We start from the raw sequence: 22,189 nt of genomic DNA on the forward strand, positions 1-22,189 counted from the left end.
GCCCCGCCCCGCGCAAGGGATTTCTCTCCGCTCCACGATTCCTCCACAAAGGGGCTTCGGAGGGGCGGACGGGGCCTCTCCTATATATAGATAGGGAGCGGCCCGGCACAAAAGAAAACCCCGCCGCGAACGATCGAGACGGGGTAGAAGCATCTGGCGGAGGAAGTAGGATTTGAACCCACGAGGGCTTTCACCCTGCTTGTTTTCAAGACAAGTGCCTTCAACCACTCGGCCATTCCTCCAAAACGCATTGAAGGATACCACATCCAGCCGCCCTTTGAGGCGCTTAGAAAGGAACGCCTCCCCCCTGCACGATAACCCCGGAGAGAGACCCGCTCCCCCATACGCGCGAAGAGGGCCCCTATCGTACAGAGGGCCCTCTTCGCATGGGTCTCAAACCCGTATGAACATGCGCCAGCAACGGAGGGGGGTGCGGCGCCGAATATATCTCTTACTTTCCAGCTGCGGCGTTTTCTCCGGCAATCTTGCCATAAACCATGCACATGCCGGCGCTCAAGCCCTTCAGCGAAATGGGGTACTGCACATTGAATCGACCGCCCTGCGTTGCTCCACATACGTACAGGCCTTTGATGACGTTGCGCTCGCTATCGTACACTCGGCATTCTTTGTCGGACTCGAATCCACCGAGGTTACAGAGATTCAGCGCACAGCCGCACTCTGCCGCATAAAAGGGTCCATTCTCCAACGGGAAAAGACGTTTGGCGCTTTTGAAAAAGTCGGCGTCTTCGCCGTTTTTGGCCAATTCGTTATAGCGCTCGATCGATGCCTTCGCGGCATCTACATCCATTCCTTCGATTTGAGCCAGCAACTCATCGATGGTGTCGCCCTTCAGGCAACGCCCCTCTTCGACGGCCGTCTCGATATCGGAATCGGTGCGCACATTAATCCTGAGGCCTGCGGCAGCATATTCAGGCAGGGGCTCATCGCGATAAAAGCATGCGACGCCATGCGCTGCGGGGAAATAGGCGAGCTGCTCGGGCCAGGCGGAATCGAAGAACTGATACGCTTTACGCTGAGGTTGCAGCTCGACTTGATTTTCAAGCTGCTGCCCTGGAAGATCCTCGTTCATGAAGCGCTCGCCGCGCAAATTCAGCCACAGATATCCGTTATTGCCGATCACGCCACGACCGTCGGCGCCAGCGCCGCCGCCCATGTGGTGAATCATGGGAGCATGCCACTGCTCGACGGCCGCGCCGGCCCATGCGCCCATCTTGTGGCCTTCGCCCACGTTGGTGTAGTTGCCTTCGTCGTCGGTATCGATACTCAAAATCTGAATACCGTTCTCAATGCACTCGGGAGCGTAGAACTTCATCATGTCTTCGTTGCCGAGATAGTCGCCCGTTGCAAGCACAACGCTCTTAGCGTTGATTCTAATATACTTTTCCGAGCCGGTCTCTTGTGCGTATATGCCGGCTATTACCCCGCTCTCATCCTGAATCAGCTCGACCCCCTTGGTCTTATAACGAACCTCGGCACCTGCATCTACGGCCGCCTGAAGGTTGTCGGCCATCACGGTAGCAAGGCTGCTGAAGCCCACAGAAGTAGGATAGCAAGGCAGGTCTTCCTGCGTGTAATCGTAGGTTTCGGGCATCGGATACATGTAGGGATACAGGTAGTTCTTCTGGCCTTCTTCCGGAATCTCAGCATAGCTCTCTTCCGCGATATACACGTCGCTCGGCTCAATGAACCAGTCGAGAGCCGCACCCGACTCGTCATAATATCGGCTGATGATGCCGTAATTCGCATGGTGGCTGCACTCTTCCATGTGCATGTTGACGACCATCTTCTTGTCGAGGAAGCCATCGCCGCGGCCCCACTGCGCCTGCGTCTGGCCACCGAAGATGGCCATGTCGCTTGCCGCGCTATTCAGTTTAGACGACGTTTCCAGACATACGACCTTGGCGCCTGCCTCTGCGGCGGCACGTGCGGCAGGAACACCCGCGCAACCAAGGCCAACGACGACGACATCCGCATCGATGTTTTCGGCCACGTCAGCATCGGCGATCTCGGGTTTTTCTCCCAACCAAGGCAATGCGCCCGTTCCGTCGTATCCGACCGTGGTCACAGACGATTCGGACGATGCGGCAGCCTTATCCTTAGAAGAAGCAGTGCTCGGCGCACACCCTGAAAGACCTGCTACGCCCGCAAGCGCAGCTCCCATAACGGCAGCACCGGACAAAAAGTTACGACGACTGATTCCCTCGGTTTCATTGAACATGGCATTCCCTCCCGTTCTCTCCTATAGCGCCGGCCCGGAACGGCCCCGCCATTAAGAGGGGGGCGGAGCCATTCGAACCGATGCCCCGCATTGTGTTAGAAAACCAGCCGGTATGCACCCACCGTCATGGTCGAAAAGGTCGACCAACGATTAAAATCCCTGTTCATGCGCTTATGGTCCCAAGCACGCATCAACCATCATGGTCGAATCTTCCGTTTGACATGCAACCATTATGCGATAATGCATCGAACGTCATTCCAGGAGGAATTTTGATCGAGTCGCGCGAAATAGCCTTCATTCCCGCCCACGCCTGCTTCGCGGTCGGCTATGCATGCGTATGCGCCTGGGCGATCATCCTGCTGTTCTCGCCGGCCTTCGGATCGCCGAGCGACATCTACGCCGCACCGATGTCCATGCTTCCGGGCCTGGTAGCCTGCCTAAGCAGCATCGTCTTCCTCAGGACCTTCCCTTCGATTTCGGGAAAGACCCCCTTCGTCGTCACGGCAAGTGCCTTTATGGCCGCGGGAACCCTTCTGTACACCCATCCGGCATTCGCTGCTGCCGAAGCCTTTCGCTTAGGAGGACTTGCTTTATCTGGGTTTTTCGCAATCGTGGTAATCATGTCGTGGTTCGACACCTTTGCCGACCTCCAGCCTCGGACGATCATCATCACGACAGGTTGCGCGCTCAGCATCGCCGCCGTCACCTGCTGGGCCATCCTCTCCTGCCCCGCCGCAATCGCAAGCACCACGTCTTCGCTGCTACCGCTGCTCTCCATGATCTTGCTTCCGAAAATGCGCGGCGGCGATTCGGAAAATGACGCCTCTCGCACGATGCGCGAGGTGATAGCCGCCGCCATTCCCGCTCGTACTTTGCTCGGCCTGGCGGTGACCTTCTTCATAGTCCGCTCCATCGCGACCCTCGCCCCCGAATTCGAGCAGTTCAACTCCTCCGTTACGCCGATTTCGCTGCTCGTCCCCCTTTTGATCACCGCGTTCTTCATCGGCAGCGCCCTACTGGTCAAAAAACGCATAGATCCGTCCATCTTCTACAAGATCCTTCTATCCTGCTTCGCGGGCTTCGTATTCCTTCTTGCATCTTCAACAGGCATCACCGCGGCGCTCGTGTTCTATGCGAACTTAGCAGCCGAGGTAATAACCTGGACCGTTCTTGCCCTCTGGGCCAAAAAGACCCCCGTAAAGCCCCATCTCGTATTCGCGATCGGCTGGATAGCGGAATGCGCAGGCAATACGCTCGGCCAGGTCGTCACGCCGCTTTTCGCCGAACAGGGTCATTTGTTCTTCGCCGTGGCCATCGTGGCCATACTGCTAGCCGTAAGCTTCGCATTCAGCGAAGGGCACCTGGTCCTCGAAGTCGATTTCGAAGACGAAGATAGGGCCGATACAGCAGCCGACAAACAGGGCTCGAAGAAAGACTCTGTCGCTGCATCGCAAAAAACCGACACCGACCAGGGCTCCAAAAATCAAGAACCGAAAGCACACCCCGCAATGGGGGGCGAACCCGACAAGCGAATGGATGCCTTTGCCGCTTCGTATGACATATCGCCTCGTGAGCGCGACGTCCTTGAACTCTGGATAGCGGGAAGGGGCATGAAATACATCGAGAACGCCCTCTTCATCAGCGAATCGACGGTGAAGTCGCACCTTCGCAGCATTTATCGCAAATGCGACACGCATAATCGCGACGAGACGATTTCGCTTTACGAAAAGGAAACTTCAGGCGAGTAGCGTCGATTTCCGTCTCCCGCCCCTGCAAGCGCCGCCTGTTTTCAATCTAATTTCGCCAATTGCGATTATCCAGACGACTGAAGCCCGCACGAAAAGCATGATGCCGACACGCAAAGCCGAGCGGCCTTACGTTGCGAACAGGGCAAGGCTTTGCTCCACAGCGAACGAAGGGCCCCGCATGAGCGAGACCCTTCGTTCGCAAAACGATATCGACATAAAGCTCTAGAGCGTGCGCAGCGCATCCACGAGAGCGGTCTTGCCCTCGGTCTTCGCGTCTTTCATCTTGATGACCTTTGCAGGAACGCCGGCGACCACGGCTCCCGCAGGAACGTCGTTGACCACCACGGCGCCGGCGGCCACGACGGCGCCCTCGCCGACATGAACGCCCTCGAGCACGACGGCGTTGGCACCCATCATGACGTTGTCCTCCACGATGACGGGCGTCGCGCTGGCAGGCTCGACCACGCCGGCAAGAACGGTTCCCGCGCCGATGTGGCAATGCTTGCCGACGGTGGCGCGACCGCCCAGGACGCAGCCCATATCGATCATGGTGCCTTCGCCGATCACGGCGCCGATGTTGATGACCGCACCCATCATGATGACCGCGTTGTCGCCGATTTCCACCTGGTCGCGAATGATCGCGCCGGGCTCGATACGGGCGTTGACGCCCTTCTTGTCGAGCAGCGGCACGGCGGAATTGCGGCAATCGTTTTCGACTTCGTAATAGTCGATGCGGTCGGCGTTCTCCTCGAGCACCGGAGCAAGATCGGCCCAATCGCCGAACACGACCTTGCCCTTGCGGCTGCCGAACACCTTGACGGCGCCCTTGTCGCAATGGGCAGCGTAATCGATCTTCTGGCCGGGCTTCTCGCGAACATACAGCTTCACGGGCGTCTTCTTCTCAGCCGTGGCGATGAAATTGATGATCTCTTCTGCGTTCATGAAGGTTCTCCTTTTTCGTGGATGCGGCCGCGGAAGCGGCGTGGGCCGGCGCGGGGCCGGCCGTCTTACATGCTATGCGAACATCAGCTCGTCGAACGTGTAGAAACCGGGTTCGCGTGCGACGATCTTCTTCGCCGCCGCGACGGCTCCCGTAGCGAAAATACGGCGGCTCGTAGCGCGGTGAGTCAGCTCGACCTCTTCGTCGGGGCCGAAGAAATGCACGGCGTGCGTGCCGGCGACCGTGCCGCCGCGCAATGCATGGACGCCGATCTCGCGCGGATCGCGCTTGCCGCACATGCCCTCGCGGCCATACACCGGCTCGTAGGCGCCTTCGGGGTTCACGGCCTCGAGCAGCAGTTTCGCCGTACCGCTCGGCGCGTCGGCCTTCTGGTTGTGATGCGTCTCGGTGATTTCGATATCGAATTCGGCGAGCGCCTCGGCAGCCTGGGCGGCCAAGCGGCGAAGCACGGCGACGCCGAGCGAATAATTGGCGCTGTGGATGACGGCCGAATTTCGACCCAGGTCCTTCACGCGAGCGAGCTCTTCCTCCGAATACCCCGTCACGCCGCTCACCAGCGCCGCACCGGTGCGGGCGACATACGCCTCGACCAGCGGGAGCATATCTTTATGGGAAAAGTCGATGGCCACGTCGGCAGCGGGGGCCGCTTCGCGCAGGTCCTCCTTCGTGTCGGCGCCGACGATGCCGACCAGCTTCAAGCCGGCTTCGGCCTCGACGAGTTCGCGGATGATCGTGCCCATACGGCCGTCCCCGATGACGAAAACACCGATTTCCTGTCGGGCGTTCTGCTCGTTAGCCAATCAGACCAACTCCCTTCAGGGCCTCTTCGACGCGCGCGCGGCCCGCATCGCTCAGCTCGCACAGCGGCTGGCGGTATTCGGCCTTGCCGTAGCCCATCATTTCCAGAGCGCCCTTCACGGGAATGGGATTGACCTCGCAGAACAGGGCGTCGATCAGATCCATGCAGCGAAGCTGCTCGGCAAGCGCCACATCGTGGTCGCCCTCGAGATAGTTCCAAACCATGCGATGCACCTCGAGCGGCATGACGTTGGCCCAAACCGAGATGACGCCGCTTGCGCCGAGGGCCATCATGGGCAGCACGATGTCGTCGTTGCCCGAGAACATGAGGAAGTCTTCGTTCACATAGCGCGCGATGCGGGCGGCATACGACATGTTGCCGGACGCCTCTTTAATGCCGAGGGCGTTCGGGTGCTTGGACAAGCGCTCGATGTTGCGCTCGGAAATGGAGCAGCCGGTGCGGCCGGGCACGTTATACAGGATGCACGGAATATCGACCGCATCGAGGACGGCGGTGAAGTGACGGTAGATGCCCTCTTCGTTGCTCTTGTTGTAGTACGGGGTGATGAGCAACAGGCCGTCGACGCCGATGCGCTGATAGCTCAGGCTCTTTTCGACCATGGTCTGCGTAGAGTTGGAGCCGCTGCCCGCGATGACGGGAATGCGGCCGGCGACGCGCTTCACCGTGAACTCGCACACCGCGTCGTCTTCTTCGTGCGACATCGTCGACGATTCGCCCGTCGTGCCCAGAATGAGCAGCGCATCCGTTTCATTTTCCAAATGGAAGTCGATCAGGCGGCCGAGCGCGTCGAAATCGACGCTGCCATCGGCGGCAAAGGGCGTGACAAGCGCCACGATCGAGCCTTTGAGGTTCTTCAGATCAGCCATATCCGTTCCTTTCGAAAGAGCGATCCTTTCGCTGTGCCGTATTTAGATCCGTTCGGGCTTGTGAGCCAGATAGGAGTAATCGTCGAAACAATCGAGCGTGGCGAAATAATCCGCCGGCGTCTCGGCGCGGCGAATGAGCTGTGCGCTTCCGTCTTCACGCAGCAGCACCTCGGCGGAGCGCAGCTTGCCGTTATAGTTGTATCCCATAGAGTGGCCATGGGCGCCCGTGTCGTGGATGACCAGAAGGTCGCCAGGAACGACCTCGGGAAGCGCGCGGTCGACGGCGAATTTATCGCTGTTCTCGCACAGGCCTCCCACCACGTCGTACACGTGGTCGCACGGCACGTCTTCCTTGCCCGCCACCGTGATGTGGTGATAGGCGCCGTAAATCGCGGGACGCATCAAGTTCACCGCGCAGGCATCCACGCCGACGTAATCCTTGTGAGTATGCTTCTCGTGGATGGCGCGCGTGACAAGGCAGCCGTAAGGGCCCAGCATGAAGCGGCCGAGCTCGGTGTACAGCGCCACATCGCCCATGCCCGCAGGAACCAGGACGTCCTCGTACACGCGGCGAACGCCTTCGCCGATGACGCGGATGTCATTGGGCTCCTGGCCGGACTCGTACGGAATGCCGATGCCGCCCGACAGGTTGATGAACGAAATGTGCGCGCCCGTTTCGCGCTGCAGATCGACCGCGAGCTTGAACAGGACCTCTGCAAGCTTGGGGTAGTAATCGTTAGTCACGGTGTTGCTGCAAAGGAACGCGTGGATGCCGAAATGCTTGGCACCCTTCTGCTTCAGAATGCGAAACGCCTCGTAGAGCTGCTCGGTGGTCATGCCGTACTTGGCGTCGCCAGGGTTGTCCATGATGCCGTTGCTGATTTCGAACAGGCCGCCGGGATTGTAGCGGCAGCTGATCGTTTCGGGGATGGAACCGATAGTCTGCTCGAGGAAATCGATATGCGTGATGTCGTCGAGGTTGATGATCGCGCCGAGCTTATCGGCCAACACATAATCGGCCGCGGGGGTTTCGTTCGAAGAAAACATGATGTCATGGCCGCGTACGCCGCATGCGTCCGACAACATGAGTTCGGTGTACGACGAGCAATCGCAGCCGCAGCCGTATTCCTGCAAGATCTTGATGAGGAACGGATTCGGCGTGGCCTTCACCGCGAAATACTCTTTGTAGCCTTCGTTCCACGAAAACGCGTCGCGCAGGGCTTCCATATTGCGACGGATTCCCGCCTCGTCATACAGATGGAACGGCGTGGGGAACTGCTCGGCTATGGCCTCGAGCTGGTCTTTGGTAGCAAACGGCCTCTTCTCCATGAAGGCGCACCTTTCTCGCTGCAACACTGCGCCTCGGGGGCGCGTCGGGCGTGGGGCGCATGCAACGGGCGAAAGCGGGCGCCACGAATGACCCGCGGATCGCACCGAAACATACTGGATAGAAGGGCGCCTGCTTGCCGATATGAAAATCGCCAGCAAGGCGCTGCCTCACTGGCGATACGAAACCGTATGCATATCAGCAAGATAGCGCACCCGCGGCATTGCCGCGGACAGTCCTGAGGGTATTCCCCGCAGGCCCACCCGAATGCCACGCCTGGCACCCGAGTTCGGCGGTACGCACCTCCCTTTGGCATCGAACGCCTGCCGGCTCTGCCAAAGTTCATCTTGTCCGCGCCTCTATCGTAGGTATGAAATTATCGCTTTAGTGTGCGATAGTCAAGAAAAATCGCCCCGGCTTGCAAAAATGCGTATATGCTGCACCAATAAATACGAAATCGCGCCGCTCACGCGGCCGCAGGAAGGACCGCCATGACCACCGCTTCTCCCGCCGACGAACTCGCACTCCTCACGCGCCTGCGTCGCGATCTGCATCGCATCCCCGAGCTGGACTTCGATCTGCCCGAAACGCTTCGCTACGTGTGCGGCGAGCTGGAGGCCCTGTGCGATGACGTGACCGCGCGATACGGAAAAGACGCCTGCACGGTCTTTTCGCCCTGCAAAAGCTCGCTCTGCATGTTCTTCGACCGCAAAAGCGAGCATGCCACGGCCGTGCGATCTGACATGGACGCCCTCCCCGTGACCGAGAAGTCGGGCGCGGAATACGCCTCATGCCATCAGGGTCATATGCACGCCTGCGGCCACGACGGCCACATGGCCATGGTGCTCGGCCTGGCTCACCATCTTGCGGAATCGTTCGACGAGCTGCCCCGCAGCGTTCTTCTGGTATTCCAGCCGGCCGAAGAAACCACGGGCGGCGCGCGTTTCATCTGCGAATCGGGCGTGTTCGAGCGCTATGGCGTCGACCGCATATTCGGCTTCCATCTGTGGCCCGATCTCGCGATGGGCGAAGTGGCGAGCCGTCCCGGTCCGTTGCTTGCCGCGACGAGCGAATCGACCTTCGATTTCCACGGCAAGGCGACCCACATCGCCAAGGCGGCCGACGGCGCCGACTCCCTCGAGGCCGGCATGCGATTCGTGTTGGACGCCTACGGTTACATGGCCGAGCAGGCGAAAGCCGAGCCGTGCCTGCTCAAGTTCGGCCTTTTGCAAAGCGGACAGGCGCGCAACGTCATTTCCTCGCACACGCACATCGAAGGCAGCCTGCGCACCTATTCAGATACCATGACCGTAACGGCCAAGCAGCATTTGGCCGAACTCGCCGAAAGCCGCGCCGCCGAAGCGGGCTGCACCTGCACCGTTCATTTCAGCGAAGGCTATCCCCCCGTGGTCAACGATGAAGCCCTCTTCGACTTAGCGCGTGCGGCGCTGCCCGATTTGCACGAGCTGCCCGAACCGCTGCTGATCGGCGAGGATTTCGCCTTCTACCAGCGCCATCTGCCGGGCGTGTTCCTGCTTCTGGGAACGGGAACGGGCATTCCCCTGCACGCCGACACGTTCGATTTCGACGAGCGCATACTTGCGGCGGGGTTGGAAACGTACAAAAAGCTGGTGCGCATTCCGTAGGCGAAGCCGATGCTCCGTGCGCCTCGAACGCCGAACACCGCGCAAACGCCGCCTGAGCCGTATGCATAAGAAAGGAACCGACCGTGACCGCGCAAGCCGCAGATCCTATCCCCCTCGAAGACGCATTCGACTTCCGAGGCCCTGACGCATCGGGGCAATGCGCGGCGATGTTCTACGCATTCAATACGGTGGTCAGCCTGCAAGCGTTCGCCGAAGAAGACGCCTGCCGCGAAGCGTTTCAGCGAACACTCAACGCGTGTCGCAGGTTCGAACGACTATTCAGCCGCACGCTTCCCCACTCCGACATTTCGAGGATAAACGACGCGCGCGGAGCATGGGTCGATGTTTCACGTGAAACATTCGATCTGCTGACGGCGTCGGTTCGCTACTGCGCCGAAAGCGGCGGCGTATTCGACATCACCATGGGGTCCGCCGTACGCCTGTGGGATTTCCATCGCGGCATCATCGCCGACGAAGCGAAGCTGAAAGCCACGCTTCGCCATGTGGATTGGCGCGGCATCGAGTTCGACGAAGTCGAAAGCGAACGCGACGGCAAAACGCGCTACCGCATTCGGCTCGACGACCCTGACGCCTCGGTCGACGTGGGCGGGACCGCTAAGGGCTATATAGCCGATGCGGTCGGGGCCATTCTTCTTCAGGCAGGCGTGCATTCCTTCATCGTGAATCTGGGCGGCAATGTGCTCGCCCATGGTATGAAGCCCGACGGCAATCCGTGGAAAATCGGGCTGCAAGACCCGCGCGAAACGCGCGAGAGCGGCAAGATCCTCGGCGCCGTGCCGCTCATGGACGCATCGGCCGTCACGAGCGGCACCTACGAGCGCTCGTTCGAGCGCGGCGGCACGACGTACCACCACATCCTCGATCCCGAAACGGGTTTTCCCGTGCAGACCGACATCGCAGGAGCAACCGTCGTCGCACGCACGTCGCTCGATGCGGAAGGGTATTCGACCACGCTGCTCGCGCTGGGAAAAGAACGGGCCGTCCGCTTCGTCCGCGAACACCCCTCTATCATGGCGGCGTATTTGGCCGACGACGAAGGAAGGGTCGTCGCGATCGAGCAGCCCTCGCGGCCGGCGTAGACGCCGAAAACGGGGCATCGACGCGGCGAAAGACGAATATCAAGGAAATTCATCGCACCGGGAGCGCATCCACCCATGCAATGGTAAAATAGATTTTTGCATACGCCTCCGTAGCTCAGGGGATAGAGCACCGCTCTCCTAAAGCGGGTGTCGGCCGTTCGAATCGGCCCGGGGGCACCATCGAATAACCGCTGGTCAGAAGCTTGCTTTTGACCAGCTTTTCTTTTTTGAGCCCCTCACGGGCGATGTCAAGCAGGTGAAATTCGGGTGAAAAGTTCTTCTATGGAGAAATCTTGAAGAAAAGGGGATTGCACGAAACGACCGGTTTTCAATACCTTCCATAACCAGATGGCCCCACATTCTAAGTCTCGACCGTAAAACGTTGAAAAGTCAACGGGAAGAGAATCCCAAACACCAGCCGTCAAAATGCAGCATGAGAAGAAAAAAAGGGGGGGCATCTGCAGCGAGTCAAAGCACTCTGCACGAAATAAACGCCGTCGCTTCAAAACCAAAGCCGGCCCGCTAAATAAGGGCCCCTTCACTCCTGTCGATTCGAGCCTTGCTCCTTCCATCGCTCGAGCGTCGGCAGCACCGCACCGAGGAGCGAGGCGCTCTCGTCAACACTCCAACCCATGGCATCGGCCATACGCGGGGCGCACTCCTCAATCATGTCATCCATGGTCATTTCGCAAACGTAAGAACCACCTTCGTAGCACCAGCGACAATAATCCTGCGTCTCCGCGCCATCGGACTTATGGCCGAGCTGATCAGGCCCCGTAAACATCATGCCGCAGCTTTGGCAATAATGATCAGGCATCTCGAGGAGCTGCGTCACTGGGACGTCAATCTCGCGGGCAATAAGCTTAATCATATCGATTCCGGGAGCCGTCTCGCCGGTCTCCCAGCGGCTTACTGCTTGACGGGTGATGAAGAGCCTTTTCGCAAGCTGCTCTTGAGTCAGTCCACGCTCGCGACGAAGCGTGGAAAGGACGTCCTTCAATATCATGGATACCTCCTTCTTCCTGCCGTTCACATTCAATTATCCAACGGCGCGACCAACGCGCAAGCAACACTTCGTTGCGCCACGCAGGCAATCCGCCCTTTGCTAGAATTACATTCGGAGATAAAAACACTGCCCCGTTGAGTAGTCGGGGTGCGGCGCCGCGAACGCCGTCCGTAACCTGCCTCCTTGGTTGTCTCTTCTCCGTGCAAGAAGCCCTACATAACGAGGGCTTGGTTTTTTGCGCGTTCGAGGAGGCACGGATAATGCACAGAGAAGGACCATCGAGCATCTTCACTATCTATTTCAATGGGCAGTTCTGGGTCGGCACGATTGAAAGAATCGAGGGAAGCGAGCTTTCTGCCGCCCATGTGGTGTTCGGCGCAGAGCCCTCGAATGAACAAGCCCTTCAGTTCGTCATTGAGAAATGGGGCGAGCTTAGATTCTCCCCTAAGGTCAAAACAGAGCAGAAAAAGGAATCGGGTAACCCCAAGCGCAGACAACGCGAAGCCGCGCTTGCTGCCGCGAAAGCGACACCCAGTACGAAGGCGCAACAGGCCATCGCCAAGATGCGCGAACAGAATAAAGCGGCAGCGCAAAAGGAAAGCGCAGCCGCAAGAAGGGAAGTCTCAGCATGGAAACGCTCCGTGAGAGCGAACAAGCGCAAGAACAAGCATCGCGGACATTGACGCCGCCTCCATCGCGTCATCCTAGCGCCTTCCTCTTTAGGCCTCTCGAAGACAAAGGGAATGAGCCTCCTGAGGCAGAAAAAAGGAACCCACTCAAACAAAAGACACTGCCCCTTTCGTCTTACCCGCGGAACATGCCGCGCAACAAGGCGATCCCCCTGACCCCTTTCGCTGGCGAAATCGCCTGATGACGCTTCTAGTTGACAAATTGCCAACCTATATTGATAGCGTCCCATCCCGCCCCGCGCTTCAATAGCACCGCACCAGCGCGGCAGCGCAACAATAAGGAAAGGAGCTTTCTTGAATTTCAACGATTGACTCGTCGAGCTTAGAAAGAGAAAAGGGTTGTCCCAGGAGCAAATCGGCTACGAGCTTGGCGTCTCTAGGCAAACAGTTTCGAAGTGGGAGCTCGGACAATCCTATCCTGATTTCCAAAGACTCGTTCTGTTATCGGACTATTACGAAATGAGCCTCGATGAGCTTGTGAGAGGAATTGACGTGGGCGATGTGCGTGTCCTCAACGAATCGGAAAAACGCATTTCCTCGATTTATTCGGACGTGGAGAAAGGGAAGGCAATGCTTGGCAGCGCCTGGAAAGCATTTCTGGCCATTGGCTGCGTTATCTTGGTGTTCTTCGCCGCAATTGTGTCCTACGGAGTGTTTTTCGTAAGGTAGCCAGTCCACCTTCCCGCCTTTCGGTTCAAACGAATAAAGAAATGAACCCCTCAACGCGAAGAGGGGTACGTTTCTGCGCAAAATGAAAGGGCATTGGATGATTTCATTGAAAAACGTCAGTCTTGAAGTCGGGGGTAAATCGCTGCTCGACGGCGTCTCATTCGACTTCGAAGACGGCAAAGTATACGGACTCTTGGGTCCGAATGGAGCAGGCAAAACCACCCTGATGAAAACAATGCTGGGGCTCACTGCATACTCGGGCGAGGTGCTATCTGCCGGCCGTCGCGCCGAGAACGAGGAGTTCGGATCTCTAATAGAATACCCCGCATTCTATCCTCGCCTAACCGCCCGCGAGAATTTGGAGCTCTACGCTCGCTACCGAAAAATACACAGAGCAGACGTCATGACGGCGCTCGATGAGGTCGGGCTAGCCGATTCAGCCGACGTTCTAGTGACTAAAATGTCACTTGGAATGCGCCAAAGGCTCGGCGTCGCGCGGGCATGCCTCGGCTCTCCGCGATACCTCCTCCTCGACGAACCGACCAACGGGCTTGACCCCCTCGGTATCAAAGAGGTCAGGGCTCTTCTACGCGGTTCGCTCCGCCATCCGAAACGGTGCATTATCGTCTCAAGCCACAACCTACCAGAACTTGCCGCGGTCTCTGACGAGCTCGTCTTCGTCAGGAACGGCAGGCTGGTTTCATCCACTCTCTGCATTGGAAGCGCGTCAGCGCTCGAGGGGCTTTACGAGGAAATCTTTTCTAGCAACACGGAAGGAAGGCAACCGTGCGCCTAGTGTTCAACGAAATATGCAAGCTCAAGCGGGACAACTCCCTCATCTTCATTCTCGCTCTGACGCTCCTGCCCATTATCACGGGCGCTGCTGGTGCCTTTATAGGAGAACGAAAATCCGCCTCTGACCTAATTTTCTTTGTCAATAATCAGTTCGCCATATTCTTTCCCATGGCGGTCGTAATGCTAGCGGGTTCCAAGGTCTGCCAGGAATGGCGCGACGGCACCTATCTGACCTGGGTGACGCATGGGATACCGCGAACCAAGCTCCTAGCGTCAAAGGCGATTGTCTGCGCAGGAGTCTCCGCCTTCATGGCCCTCACTGCACTTGCGCTGCTTACTTTTGTCTGCCTTATTTTATCAGCTGAAGGAACTGAATCCTTTCCTGTCATCGCCGCCTTCGTTCCTGGCTTCGCCGCCGAATCCCTTTCAATCATCATTACGTCAACGGCAATGGGGTTCCTAATCGGGGTCTTATCGCGGAACCAGCTTACCGTCAGCGCGGCAGCGGTTGTCTATGGATTCGCATCGTGCCTGTTCATTGGAGCCGACTGGAGTTTCATCATCCCTGGAAGCTTCGCCTATAGGATAGCAACCTCCTCCCTCGACCCACTGACCTACTACAGCTCTCCCCTCACGGCAACATTCATTGGCGTCTTCGCAACGGCCACAAGCGTCACCGTGTTTGCTACCGTTGCGGCCGCCATCTTCCTTAAAGGACGAAAAATCGAGCGCTGATTCCGACAAACAGCCCTCGCCTATGGGGAGCCAAAATCAGGCATCCAGCTACAATCTCCCCTCCTAAAGCGGGTGTCGGCCGTTCGAATCGGCCCGGGGGCACCATCGAACAATTGCCGGCTCAGAGCACGCTCTGAGCCGGCTTTTCTTTTCGCGTCGATCTTGCGTCCGGACATGCTCGAAAACAGCGGACGCTCCGAAAAACGGCGCCTTTACGAAAGAACGCGGGCCGATGCGGTCCGCGTTCTTTTCAACTGCCATATGGCCCGCCCGAGGCGGGATGCGCCCCCCTACTCCGTGCGCAGCGCCGTCACAGGGTCTTTCTTCGATGCCATGCGACTGGGAATGATGCCGCCGATCAGCGTCAGCAGCACCGATATCACGATAAGAACGACCGCCGCCACTGGAGGTACAGCCGCCATATGCTGCACGCCCGACAACTGCTCGATCACGACGTTCATCGGAATGGTCAGCAGCACCGTGATGCCGATGCCCAACACGCCGGCAATCAGGCCGATGATGAACGTCTCTGCATTGAAGACACGCGACACGTCGCCCTTCGATGCGCCGATGGCGCGCAGGATACCGATCTCCTTCGTGCGCTCCAGCACGCTGATATACGTGATGATGCCGATCATGATGGAGCTCACCACCAGCGAGATGCTCACGAACGCGATCAGCACAAGCGAAATCATATCGATGATGTCGGTCACGCTACCCATGAGGACTCCCATGTAATCGGTGTAGACGATGGCCTTGTCCTCTTCGCCCGCCGCCATCATCCGCTCGTTATAGCCGTCGATGCTCGCCAGCACGCGCTCTTTCGCCTCGAAATCGCTCGGGAAGATCTTGACCGCCTGCGGATCGTCTTCGTTCGCATAACCAAGCGTGACCAGGTTGTTGTCGTACGTAAGCTTGCCGGCGTTCGCATAATTCGTCATGAGCGAAGTCAGGTCTTCGGCGTCCATGTTGAACTGGATGGCATTGGCAAAAGCGGCGCCGTCGATCGTGAACGCATTCTGCATCCCCGCGGCCATCTGCTGCGAAATGCGCGGACCTATCTGCGATGCCATCTGAGCCATGGCCGACGAAAGGCCGCTTTGCAGCTGTCCCGAAACCGTCGTGCCTATCTGGCTCGCAACCTGACCCATCACGCTCTCGAACACGCCCTGCATGTACGGAGCAAGCTGACCTGACACGTATTCTTGGACCGCCTGCTGCAAACGCTCGGCAACAGGACCGCCCGCAACCTCGACGACACGATCGATCATAGCGCGCGCCTCAGGAGTGGCGGCATATTCGGAAAGCTTCGCCATGAGCTTTTGGGAGAACTCGGGGTCGGTCGGCGAAAGGCCGTCGCCGTTATGCGCCAACCACGCCATGAAGCCCTGCACGTAATCGGCGCTCAGCTTGGCAAGCTCCTCGAGCTGCGGAGCGTCGAGCACGGGGTCGTCTTGCATGTTCCCCAGGATGCCCGAAAAGTCAGGTGCGGGCGCCTGCGTCATCAGCGCGCTTATATCGATGTTCTTCACCGCGTCCGACACGTCGATATTCAACGCGCCGAAGTTCATGCCGCCAAAATCGATGCCCGACAAGTCGAGCGCCGCGCCCAGCTTGCTCTGGTCGAAGGAGAACGCGTTCGCGATCGCCGCCTCGTCCACCGTGAACAGACTTGCCAAGTCGACGCCCTCCTTAGCTTCCTCCTGCAACGTGTCGAACGACTTGCCCGTGAACACGTCGACCGAGGGATCGGCCAGTTGCTGCTGAACGATTTCGGAAGATGCGGCGCGATTCATCAGCTCGATCGAGAGGTCATGCGTGTAGGCGATACCCTGCGTCAACGCCGCCGATTTCGCGGCCGGATCGGGCTGTACCACGCCCACGACCTTGAGGTCGAGACCCTCTTCCACCCTTTCACGCATGAAATCGGCGTCATCGGACATGTCGGTCCAACCGCCCGTCTCCTCGTTCTTACGATACGAATCCGACGGGCTCAGCACCTTGAAGCGCACGTCGAGCGCGTCGTCGTAAGAGAATTCGACATCGTTTTCGGGCACCTCTATTTCACCCGTCGCATTCATCGTGCTTTCCACCATGGCATTCATTTCACCGGGATCGAGCACGCCGATGCTGTACAGCGTGTAGTCGCTGACCTTGCCGCTTTGCGACAGCACCAGCACGCATTCGTCAGCCGATTCGGCCCAGCGACCTGCGACGACGTTGTACTGCTCGTCAAGAAGCTCACGGTTGTCGATCATCTCGTTGAACGCCGAAGCGCTCCCCATGCCCGCGCCCGCCATGGCTCCGCTCGAAGCGCCGCCCGACATGGCCATCGTCATCGAGTTCGGCGAAAGCGCGACGGCTCCGTCGGAGGTATCGGCGCGATACACCAGCGGCGTGATGCCGTAGTCGTATTGCACGGCGCTCACGTCGGACTGGATTCCATCGCCGCCTTCGTCGAGGAACTCCTTGAAGCTCTTCATGTCGTTCGACTTCACGCTTGCGAACATGTCTTGCAGCATGGTGAACACGCCGATCTGCTCGCCGGCGGGCGGGGCGGCTTCGTCGCTTTCGGCTTCTGAAGCGCCGCTAGTCGACGTTTCGGCTGGTCCGTCGCCTGTCATCATGCCCGACAAATCGTAGCTTTGCTTGGCGATCGTCAACGGATAGCTGGAAAGCGTGTCCTGCTCCACTTTGGCAATGTAGTCGTTCACGCCGGTCGAAAGCGAAAGAATCAAAGCAATGCCGATGATGCCGATCGACCCGGCGAATGCCGTCAAAAGGGTGCGGCCCTTCTTGGTCAGAAGATTGTTGAGCGAAAGCGAAAACGCCGTCGCCGGATTCATGGATGTGCGGCGCGCCTCCCCCGCCCGAAGGCGGGCAGCCTCGATTTCCGCAGCGCTAGGCACGTATGGGTCGGTGTCATCGACTACGAATCCGTCCTTGAAGCGCACGATGCGATCGGCGTAATCGGCCGCGAGCTCGGGATTGTGAGTGACCATGACCACAAGACGGTCTTTCGCCACGTTCTTCAAGATTTCCATGACCTGCACGCTGGTCTCGGAATCGAGCGCACCGGTGGGTTCGTCGGCAAGCACGATAGAAGGGTTGTTCACCAACGCACGTGCGATTGCGACGCGTTGCATCTGGCCACCGGACATCTGATTAGGCTTTTTATGCAGCTGATCGCCCAGCCCCACCTGTTCGAGCGCTGCGATGGCGCGGCTGCGACGCTCCGATTTCGAAACGCCGGAAAGCGTGAGCGCCAGCTCGACGTTGGAAAGAACGTCCTGATGGGGAATAAGATTGTAGCTCTGGAATACGAATCCGACGCTGTGGTTGCGATAAGAATCCCAATCGCGGTCTTTATATTCCTTGGTGGAAACGCCATCGATCACCAAATCGCCCGACGTGTAACGGTCAAGGCCGCCGACGATGTTGAGCATGGTAGTCTTGCCGCAACCCGATTGGCCTAAAATGGCTACGAACTCGCTGTTCCGGAATTGCAGGCTCACGCCCTTGAGGGCATGCACCGTCGTATCGCCTGACACGTAATCTTTCGTAATATTCTTCAGTTCGAGCATGCGGACCGACTTTCTTTGCGGCGAGAAAGGAATCTCAATCCATTATATGATTAAGTACATAAACTATATCGTAGCGGTTCGAAAGTCCCTGACTCCGTTACCTTTCCGTTTCGGCACTCATGATGCCGCATGTAAAAAACGACGGCCGAAGCCGTCGTTTCCGCATCGTCTGCATGCCCTCGCCTTAGTCGGCGTATCCGTTCGGATTCATCGACTGCCAGCGCCACGAGTCGGCGCACATGCGGTCGAGGTCGTATTCGGCCTTCCAGCCGAGCACCTCTTCCGCCTTGCAAGGGTCGGCATAGTTTTCGGCGACATCGCCCGCACGACGCGGCTGGATGTCCACCGGAAGCTCGCGACCGCAGGCGCGACTGAACGCGGCCACCACATCGAGCACGCTCGACCCCTTGCCTGTGCCGAGGTTCACCACCTCGACGCCATGCTTGTCAGCCATCCAATTCAGAGCCGCGACATGACCGCGAGCCAGGTCGACCACGTGAATGTAGTCGCGCACGCCGGTTCCGTCGGGCGTGTCGTAATCGTTGCCGAACACGCGCACCGCCGGCAACTTGCCGATGGCGACCTGGGCCACATACGGAACGAGATTGTTCGGGATGCCCTTGGGATCCTCGCCGATCAGACCGCTTTCATGGGCACCGATCGGGTTGAAGTAACGCAGCAGCACGATATTCCATTCGGCATCGGCCACGGAAAGGTCGGTCAGAATCTGCTCGATCATCCACTTCGTCCAGCCGTACGGATTGGTCGCGGGCTTTTTCGGAGCGGATTCGGGCAGAGGCACGTTATCGGGCTCGCCATACACGGTGGCCGAGCTGGAGAACACGATGTTCTTGCAATCGTGCTCGCGCATCACGTCGCATAGCACCAGCGTGTTGACCAGGTTATTGTGATAGTACTCGAGCGGCTTTTCGACGCTTTCGCCCACGGCCTTGTAGCCGGCGAAATGAATCACGCCGTAAATGTCATGCGCATCGAAGATGCGGTCGAGCGCCGCGCGGTCGAGCACGTTGTCCTCGTAGAACACAAGGCTTTCGGCGGCATCGGCCGGCGCCTTGCCCTCCTTGGCCGCATCGGCCACGATCGAGCGCACGCGCTCGATGGCCTTCTCGCTCGAATTCGAGAGGTCGTCCACCACCACGACGCCGTAGCCGGCCTGCAAAAGCTCGATGCAGGTATGGCTTCCGATGAATCCCGCGCCGCCGGTGACCAGGATGGTTTTCTTCTCTGACATGTACTTCCCTTCGTTTCCGTGCCTCAGGCCGTTTGACGAGGTCAAGTATACGCCGCTGAAGCGGCTCGCGGCCATACGAGCATATTCTCCCCAGACTCTCGCCCGCAAACACGGCCGGTCTAGGCCCGTGCGGCCTCCAGGTCGCGCACGAAACGCTCAAGCCTGTCGAGACCCGTCTCGATGGAGTGCATGGAACAGCAATACGACAGGCGCACGAATCCCTCGGCTGAAAAGCACGACCCGGGTACGAGCGCCACGCCCGCCTCGTCGATAAGACGCAAGCAGAATTCCTCGGAAGGCATGCCGAAGCGCTCGATCGAAGGAAACACGTAGAACGCGCCTGCAGGATGGACGCACGAAAGCCCCATGTCATCGAGGCGCTGCAGCACGTAGTCGCGACGGTCGCGATACAGCTCGCGCGCAGGAGCCACGTCCTGCTCGAGGGCGCGCTCGGCGGCGCGCTGCACGAACGAAGGAACCGACGACACCATGTACTGATGGATTTTGGCCATCTGCGCCACGATGGAAGCATCGGCTGCGACCCAGCCGAGCCTCCATCCCGTCATGGCGTAAGGTTTCGAGAAGCTGTCGCACACGATGACGCGGTCACGCAGCTCGGGATATCGGCACGCGAAACCGCGATACGGGAAATCGTCGTACACGAGGTTCGCGTACACGTCGTCGCAGATCACGAACACGTCTCGTTCGCGGGCGAAACGCGCCACGGCCTCGAGGCTCGCTTCGTCGTAAACGCAGCCCGTCGGGTTGTTAGGAGACGTGAGCACGATGGCCTTCGTGTGCTCGCTCGCCACGGACTGCAGCGCATCGGCATCGATCTGAAACGCCGTCTCGCTCGTATCCAAGGCGACGAACGTGCCGCGATTAAGCGCCACGATCGATTCGTACAGGCCGAAAGCAGGCGTGGGAACGATTACCTCGTCGCCCGGATTCATGACGCAGGTCAGGGCCACGAACAAGGCTTCGGTGGCGCCGCACGTCACGATTACCTCGTCAGGGCCGTACGAAAGGCCGCGACGAGCCATATGGGCCGAAAGGGCGTTTCGCAGATGCTCCTTGCCGTTATTGGGCGGGTAATGCGTGTCGTTCGCCTCCAGCGAGACGCCCACTTCCCTTTTCACCTCGTCGGCGGTATCGCCGTCAGGTTCTCCGAGCGTCAGCAGCACGCAGCCCGGCGTCTGCTTCGCCTTCGCCGTAATGCGGCGAATGCCCGAAAGCTGCAGGGCATCGAGTGCGTCATTCAGTTCGAGAGCCATACGGCGCTCCTTTCGTAGCGTTTCCTTCGATATACGCAAAGCGCCGCAGAAACCCGCGGCGCTGTCCATGCGAAACGACCGATGTCTATGCGCGGTCGGAAATGGCGACGTAATCGCGCGCGCTGCCCGTCTTCTTGTAGGCGGGGCGCATGATGCGCTTGCCCGAGACGATTTCCTCGAAACGGTGCGCGCTCCAGCCCGCCATGCGCGCGCAAGCAAAAATGGGCGTGAGCAGCTCGCGGGGAATGCCCAGGGCGCCGTAGACGCAGCCGCTGTAAAGGTCGACGTTCGCGCAGATGTCTTTGCTCTTGCCCGCCTCGGCCAAAAGCACGGGGGCGAGGCGCTCGATGTTTTCGAGAAGGCGGAACTCGGCCTCATACTCGGTGCCTTCGACAAGGCGTTCGGCATACTTGTGGCACAGCTCGGCGCGCGGGTCGGACAGCGTATAGACCGCATGGCCCATGCCGTAGATCAGGCCGGTGCGGTCGTAGGCCTCTTTTCTCACGATCTTGCGCAGGTAGTCGGCCACCTGGCCTTCGTCGGTGATGTCGGCCACATGCTGTTTGATATCGTCGGTCATCATGAGGGTACGGTTGTTCGCGCCGCCGTGACGTGCGCCCTTAAGGCTGCCGATCGCGCCCGCATATGCGGAGTACGGATCGGTATCGGAGCTGGTCAGAGCGCGACACACGAACGTGGAGTTGTTGCCGCCGCCATGCTCGGCATGAAGCATGAGCATGATATCGAGCGTCTTGGCCTCGGTGTCGGTGAAGGACCGGTCGGGACGCAGCATGGAGAGAATGGTCTCCGCCGTGCTCTGGCCCTCGACGAAATGGTGGATGAACATCGAATCGCCGTGGAACTTGTCGCGCATGACATGGTACGCAAGCACCATGATGCGCGGCAGGCGCGACAGCAGCATGATGGAGGTATCGATCTCATGCTCGGCGGAACGGTCCTCGGCATTCGGATCGAAAGCATAAAGCTGCAGCACCGAACGCGCCAGGCAATTCATCACATCGCGCGTCGGCGGCTTCATGATGTAATTCGCCGTGAATCCGTCGGGCAAGTCGCGTTGCTCGTCAATCATCGCACGAAACGTCGCGAGCTGCTCGACGGTGGGAAGCTCACCCGCCATGAGCAGATAGGCGGTCTCTTCGAAACCGAAACGGTCTTCGGCGACGACGTGGTCGACCAAATCGTTGATGCTATAGCCGCGATAGGAAAGACGGCCGCGGTCGGGCACCTTGTCGCCCTCGGACACGACGTAGCCGTGAACGTTGGAGATGTTGGTGACGCCCGCAAGCACGCCCGTGCCGTCGGCGTTGCGCAAACCGCGCTTCACGTCGTATTTAGCGGAGTAATACTCGGGGTCGACCGCATGGATCGACGAAAAATCGCGGTACAGAGGCAGGGTGTCTTTCATGGCGTTCCTTTCATGCATGAATCCCTTCAAGGCATAGAGCGCATGCGGGCGG

The 22,189-nt window shown here is 59.0% G+C and carries 16 protein-coding genes, 2 tRNA genes, 1 pseudogene and 1 riboswitch; of the genes and pseudogenes, 8 read left to right on the forward strand and 11 right to left on the reverse strand.

Features of this window, described 5'->3' with window-relative positions; genetic code table 11:
- Positions 1 to 154 precede the first annotated feature (154 nt).
- Positions 155 to 242: transfer RNA gene (locus Q6E04_RS08060), tRNA-Ser, on the reverse strand.
- A 209-nt stretch (positions 243 to 451) separates the two neighbouring features.
- Positions 452 to 2,239, reverse strand: coding sequence for an FAD-binding protein (locus Q6E04_RS08065; protein WP_303250267.1), 1,788 nt, complete (start codon positions 2,237 to 2,239; stop codon positions 452 to 454).
- Positions 2,240 to 2,508: 269 nt separating this feature from the next.
- Between Q6E04_RS08065 and Q6E04_RS08070 the strand changes: the two genes are divergently transcribed.
- Positions 2,509 to 3,987: a response regulator transcription factor gene (locus tag Q6E04_RS08070; RefSeq protein ID WP_303250268.1), complete on the forward strand. Its 1,479-nt coding sequence runs from the start codon at positions 2,509 to 2,511 to the stop codon at positions 3,985 to 3,987.
- Between the two features lie 222 nt (positions 3,988 to 4,209).
- Here Q6E04_RS08070 and dapD read toward each other — a convergent pair whose 3' ends face one another.
- The 4 genes from dapD to Q6E04_RS08090 form a co-directional block, all read right to left on the reverse strand.
- Positions 4,210 to 4,929: a 2,3,4,5-tetrahydropyridine-2,6-dicarboxylate N-acetyltransferase gene (gene dapD / locus Q6E04_RS08075; RefSeq protein WP_303250269.1), complete on the reverse strand. Its 720-nt coding sequence runs from the start codon at positions 4,927 to 4,929 to the stop codon at positions 4,210 to 4,212.
- 72 nt (positions 4,930 to 5,001) lie between these two features.
- The gene (gene dapB / locus Q6E04_RS08080) at positions 5,002 to 5,748 is read right to left on the reverse strand and encodes a 4-hydroxy-tetrahydrodipicolinate reductase (protein ID WP_303250270.1); all 747 of its coding nucleotides are present in this window, start codon (positions 5,746 to 5,748) and stop codon (positions 5,002 to 5,004) included.
- Positions 5,741 to 6,634, reverse strand: a complete 894-nt coding sequence (dapA, locus tag Q6E04_RS08085) for a 4-hydroxy-tetrahydrodipicolinate synthase (protein ID WP_303250271.1) — start codon at positions 6,632 to 6,634, stop codon at positions 5,741 to 5,743. The genes dapB and dapA overlap by 8 nt, the downstream gene beginning before the upstream one ends.
- Positions 6,635 to 6,676: 42 nt before the next feature.
- Positions 6,677 to 7,963 carry a diaminopimelate decarboxylase gene (locus Q6E04_RS08090; RefSeq protein ID WP_123198678.1) on the reverse strand — a complete coding sequence of 429 codons (1,287 nt, stop codon included), beginning with the start codon at positions 7,961 to 7,963 and terminating at the stop codon, positions 6,677 to 6,679.
- Between the two features lie 197 nt (positions 7,964 to 8,160).
- A riboswitch (Lysine riboswitch) is annotated at positions 8,161 to 8,331 on the reverse strand.
- A gap of 121 nt (positions 8,332 to 8,452) precedes the next feature.
- Here Q6E04_RS08090 and Q6E04_RS08095 point away from each other — a divergent pair.
- The 3 genes from Q6E04_RS08095 to Q6E04_RS08105 all read left to right on the forward strand — a co-directional run bounded on the left by Q6E04_RS08095 (position 8,453) and on the right by Q6E04_RS08105 (position 10,887).
- Positions 8,453 to 9,607, forward strand: a complete 1,155-nt coding sequence (locus Q6E04_RS08095; protein WP_123198677.1) for a M20 family metallopeptidase — start codon at positions 8,453 to 8,455, stop codon at positions 9,605 to 9,607.
- A gap of 83 nt (positions 9,608 to 9,690) precedes the next feature.
- Complete coding sequence (locus Q6E04_RS08100; RefSeq protein ID WP_303250272.1) at positions 9,691 to 10,707, forward strand: FAD:protein FMN transferase; 1,017 nt, start codon at positions 9,691 to 9,693, stop codon at positions 10,705 to 10,707.
- Positions 10,708 to 10,811: 104 nt separating this feature from the next.
- Positions 10,812 to 10,887 (forward strand) — tRNA-Arg (locus Q6E04_RS08105).
- A gap of 358 nt (positions 10,888 to 11,245) precedes the next feature.
- Here the strand turns inward: Q6E04_RS08105 and Q6E04_RS08110 are convergent.
- A complete protein-coding gene (locus Q6E04_RS08110) occupies positions 11,246 to 11,713 on the reverse strand; it encodes a zinc ribbon domain-containing protein (RefSeq protein ID WP_303250273.1) in 468 nt (155 codons plus the stop codon).
- Between the two features lie 260 nt (positions 11,714 to 11,973).
- Here Q6E04_RS08110 and Q6E04_RS08115 point away from each other — a divergent pair, with 260 nt between their 5' ends.
- The 4 genes and pseudogenes from Q6E04_RS08115 to Q6E04_RS08130 all read left to right on the forward strand — a co-directional run bounded on the left by Q6E04_RS08115 (position 11,974) and on the right by Q6E04_RS08130 (position 14,601).
- On the forward strand, positions 11,974 to 12,396 hold the full coding sequence (locus Q6E04_RS08115) for a YjdF family protein (protein ID WP_303250274.1): 423 nt from the start codon (positions 11,974 to 11,976) through the stop codon (positions 12,394 to 12,396).
- A 336-nt stretch (positions 12,397 to 12,732) separates the two neighbouring features.
- Positions 12,733 to 13,071: pseudogene (locus tag Q6E04_RS08120) on the forward strand (helix-turn-helix domain-containing protein); the annotation flags it as partial.
- Between the two features lie 97 nt (positions 13,072 to 13,168).
- Positions 13,169 to 13,867 carry an ATP-binding cassette domain-containing protein gene (locus tag Q6E04_RS08125; RefSeq protein WP_303250275.1) on the forward strand — a complete coding sequence of 233 codons (699 nt, stop codon included), beginning with the start codon at positions 13,169 to 13,171 and terminating at the stop codon, positions 13,865 to 13,867.
- On the forward strand, positions 13,858 to 14,601 hold the full coding sequence (locus Q6E04_RS08130; protein ID WP_303250276.1) for an ABC transporter permease: 744 nt from the start codon (positions 13,858 to 13,860) through the stop codon (positions 14,599 to 14,601). The genes Q6E04_RS08125 and Q6E04_RS08130 overlap by 10 nt, the downstream gene beginning before the upstream one ends.
- 290 nt (positions 14,602 to 14,891) lie before the next feature.
- Here the strand turns inward: Q6E04_RS08130 and Q6E04_RS08135 are convergent, their stop codons facing one another.
- The 4 genes from Q6E04_RS08135 to Q6E04_RS08150 all read right to left on the reverse strand — a co-directional run bounded on the left by Q6E04_RS08135 (position 14,892) and on the right by Q6E04_RS08150 (position 22,137).
- Positions 14,892 to 18,185 carry an ABC transporter ATP-binding protein/permease gene (locus Q6E04_RS08135; protein ID WP_303250277.1) on the reverse strand — a complete coding sequence of 1,098 codons (3,294 nt, stop codon included), beginning with the start codon at positions 18,183 to 18,185 and terminating at the stop codon, positions 14,892 to 14,894.
- Between the two features lie 184 nt (positions 18,186 to 18,369).
- Positions 18,370 to 19,437: a UDP-glucose 4-epimerase GalE gene (gene galE / locus Q6E04_RS08140; RefSeq protein WP_303250278.1), complete on the reverse strand. Its 1,068-nt coding sequence runs from the start codon at positions 19,435 to 19,437 to the stop codon at positions 18,370 to 18,372.
- Between the two features lie 119 nt (positions 19,438 to 19,556).
- Positions 19,557 to 20,711 (reverse strand): pyridoxal phosphate-dependent aminotransferase, encoded by a 1,155-nt coding sequence (locus Q6E04_RS08145; protein WP_303250279.1) that lies wholly within the window; start codon positions 20,709 to 20,711, stop codon positions 19,557 to 19,559.
- 85 nt (positions 20,712 to 20,796) lie between these two features.
- Positions 20,797 to 22,137, reverse strand: a complete 1,341-nt coding sequence (locus Q6E04_RS08150; protein WP_303250280.1) for a citrate/2-methylcitrate synthase — start codon at positions 22,135 to 22,137, stop codon at positions 20,797 to 20,799.
- Between the last annotated feature and the right edge of the window lie 52 nt (positions 22,138 to 22,189).

It is taken from the genome of uncultured Slackia sp. (genome assembly GCF_959608125.1).
GTDB lineage: Bacteria > Actinomycetota > Coriobacteriia > Coriobacteriales > Eggerthellaceae > Slackia.

Bases quoted from the DNA above. Each gene is read 5' to 3' on its own strand.
- Q6E04_RS08065 (WP_303250267.1), bottom strand. From the start codon at position 2,239: ATGTTCAATGAAACCGAGGGAATCAGTCGTCGTAACTTTTTGTCCGGT.
- dapD (WP_303250269.1), bottom strand. From the start codon at position 4,929: ATGAACGCAGAAGAGATCATCAATTTCATCGCCACGGCTGAGAAGAAG.
- dapA (WP_303250271.1), bottom strand. From the start codon at position 6,634: ATGGCTGATCTGAAGAACCTCAAAGGCTCGATCGTGGCGCTTGTCACG.
- Q6E04_RS08090 (WP_123198678.1), bottom strand. From the start codon at position 7,963: ATGGAGAAGAGGCCGTTTGCTACCAAAGACCAGCTCGAGGCCATAGCC.
- Q6E04_RS08095 (WP_123198677.1), top strand. From the start codon at position 8,453: ATGACCACCGCTTCTCCCGCCGACGAACTCGCACTCCTCACGCGCCTG.
- Q6E04_RS08110 (WP_303250273.1), bottom strand. From the start codon at position 11,713: ATGATATTGAAGGACGTCCTTTCCACGCTTCGTCGCGAGCGTGGACTG.
- Q6E04_RS08115 (WP_303250274.1), top strand. From the start codon at position 11,974: ATGCACAGAGAAGGACCATCGAGCATCTTCACTATCTATTTCAATGGG.
- Q6E04_RS08125 (WP_303250275.1), top strand. From the start codon at position 13,169: ATGATTTCATTGAAAAACGTCAGTCTTGAAGTCGGGGGTAAATCGCTG.
- Q6E04_RS08135 (WP_303250277.1), bottom strand. From the start codon at position 18,185: ATGCTCGAACTGAAGAATATTACGAAAGATTACGTGTCAGGCGATACG.
- galE (WP_303250278.1), bottom strand. From the start codon at position 19,437: ATGTCAGAGAAGAAAACCATCCTGGTCACCGGCGGCGCGGGATTCATC.
- Q6E04_RS08145 (WP_303250279.1), bottom strand. From the start codon at position 20,711: ATGGCTCTCGAACTGAATGACGCACTCGATGCCCTGCAGCTTTCGGGC.
- Q6E04_RS08150 (WP_303250280.1), bottom strand. From the start codon at position 22,137: ATGAAAGACACCCTGCCTCTGTACCGCGATTTTTCGTCGATCCATGCG.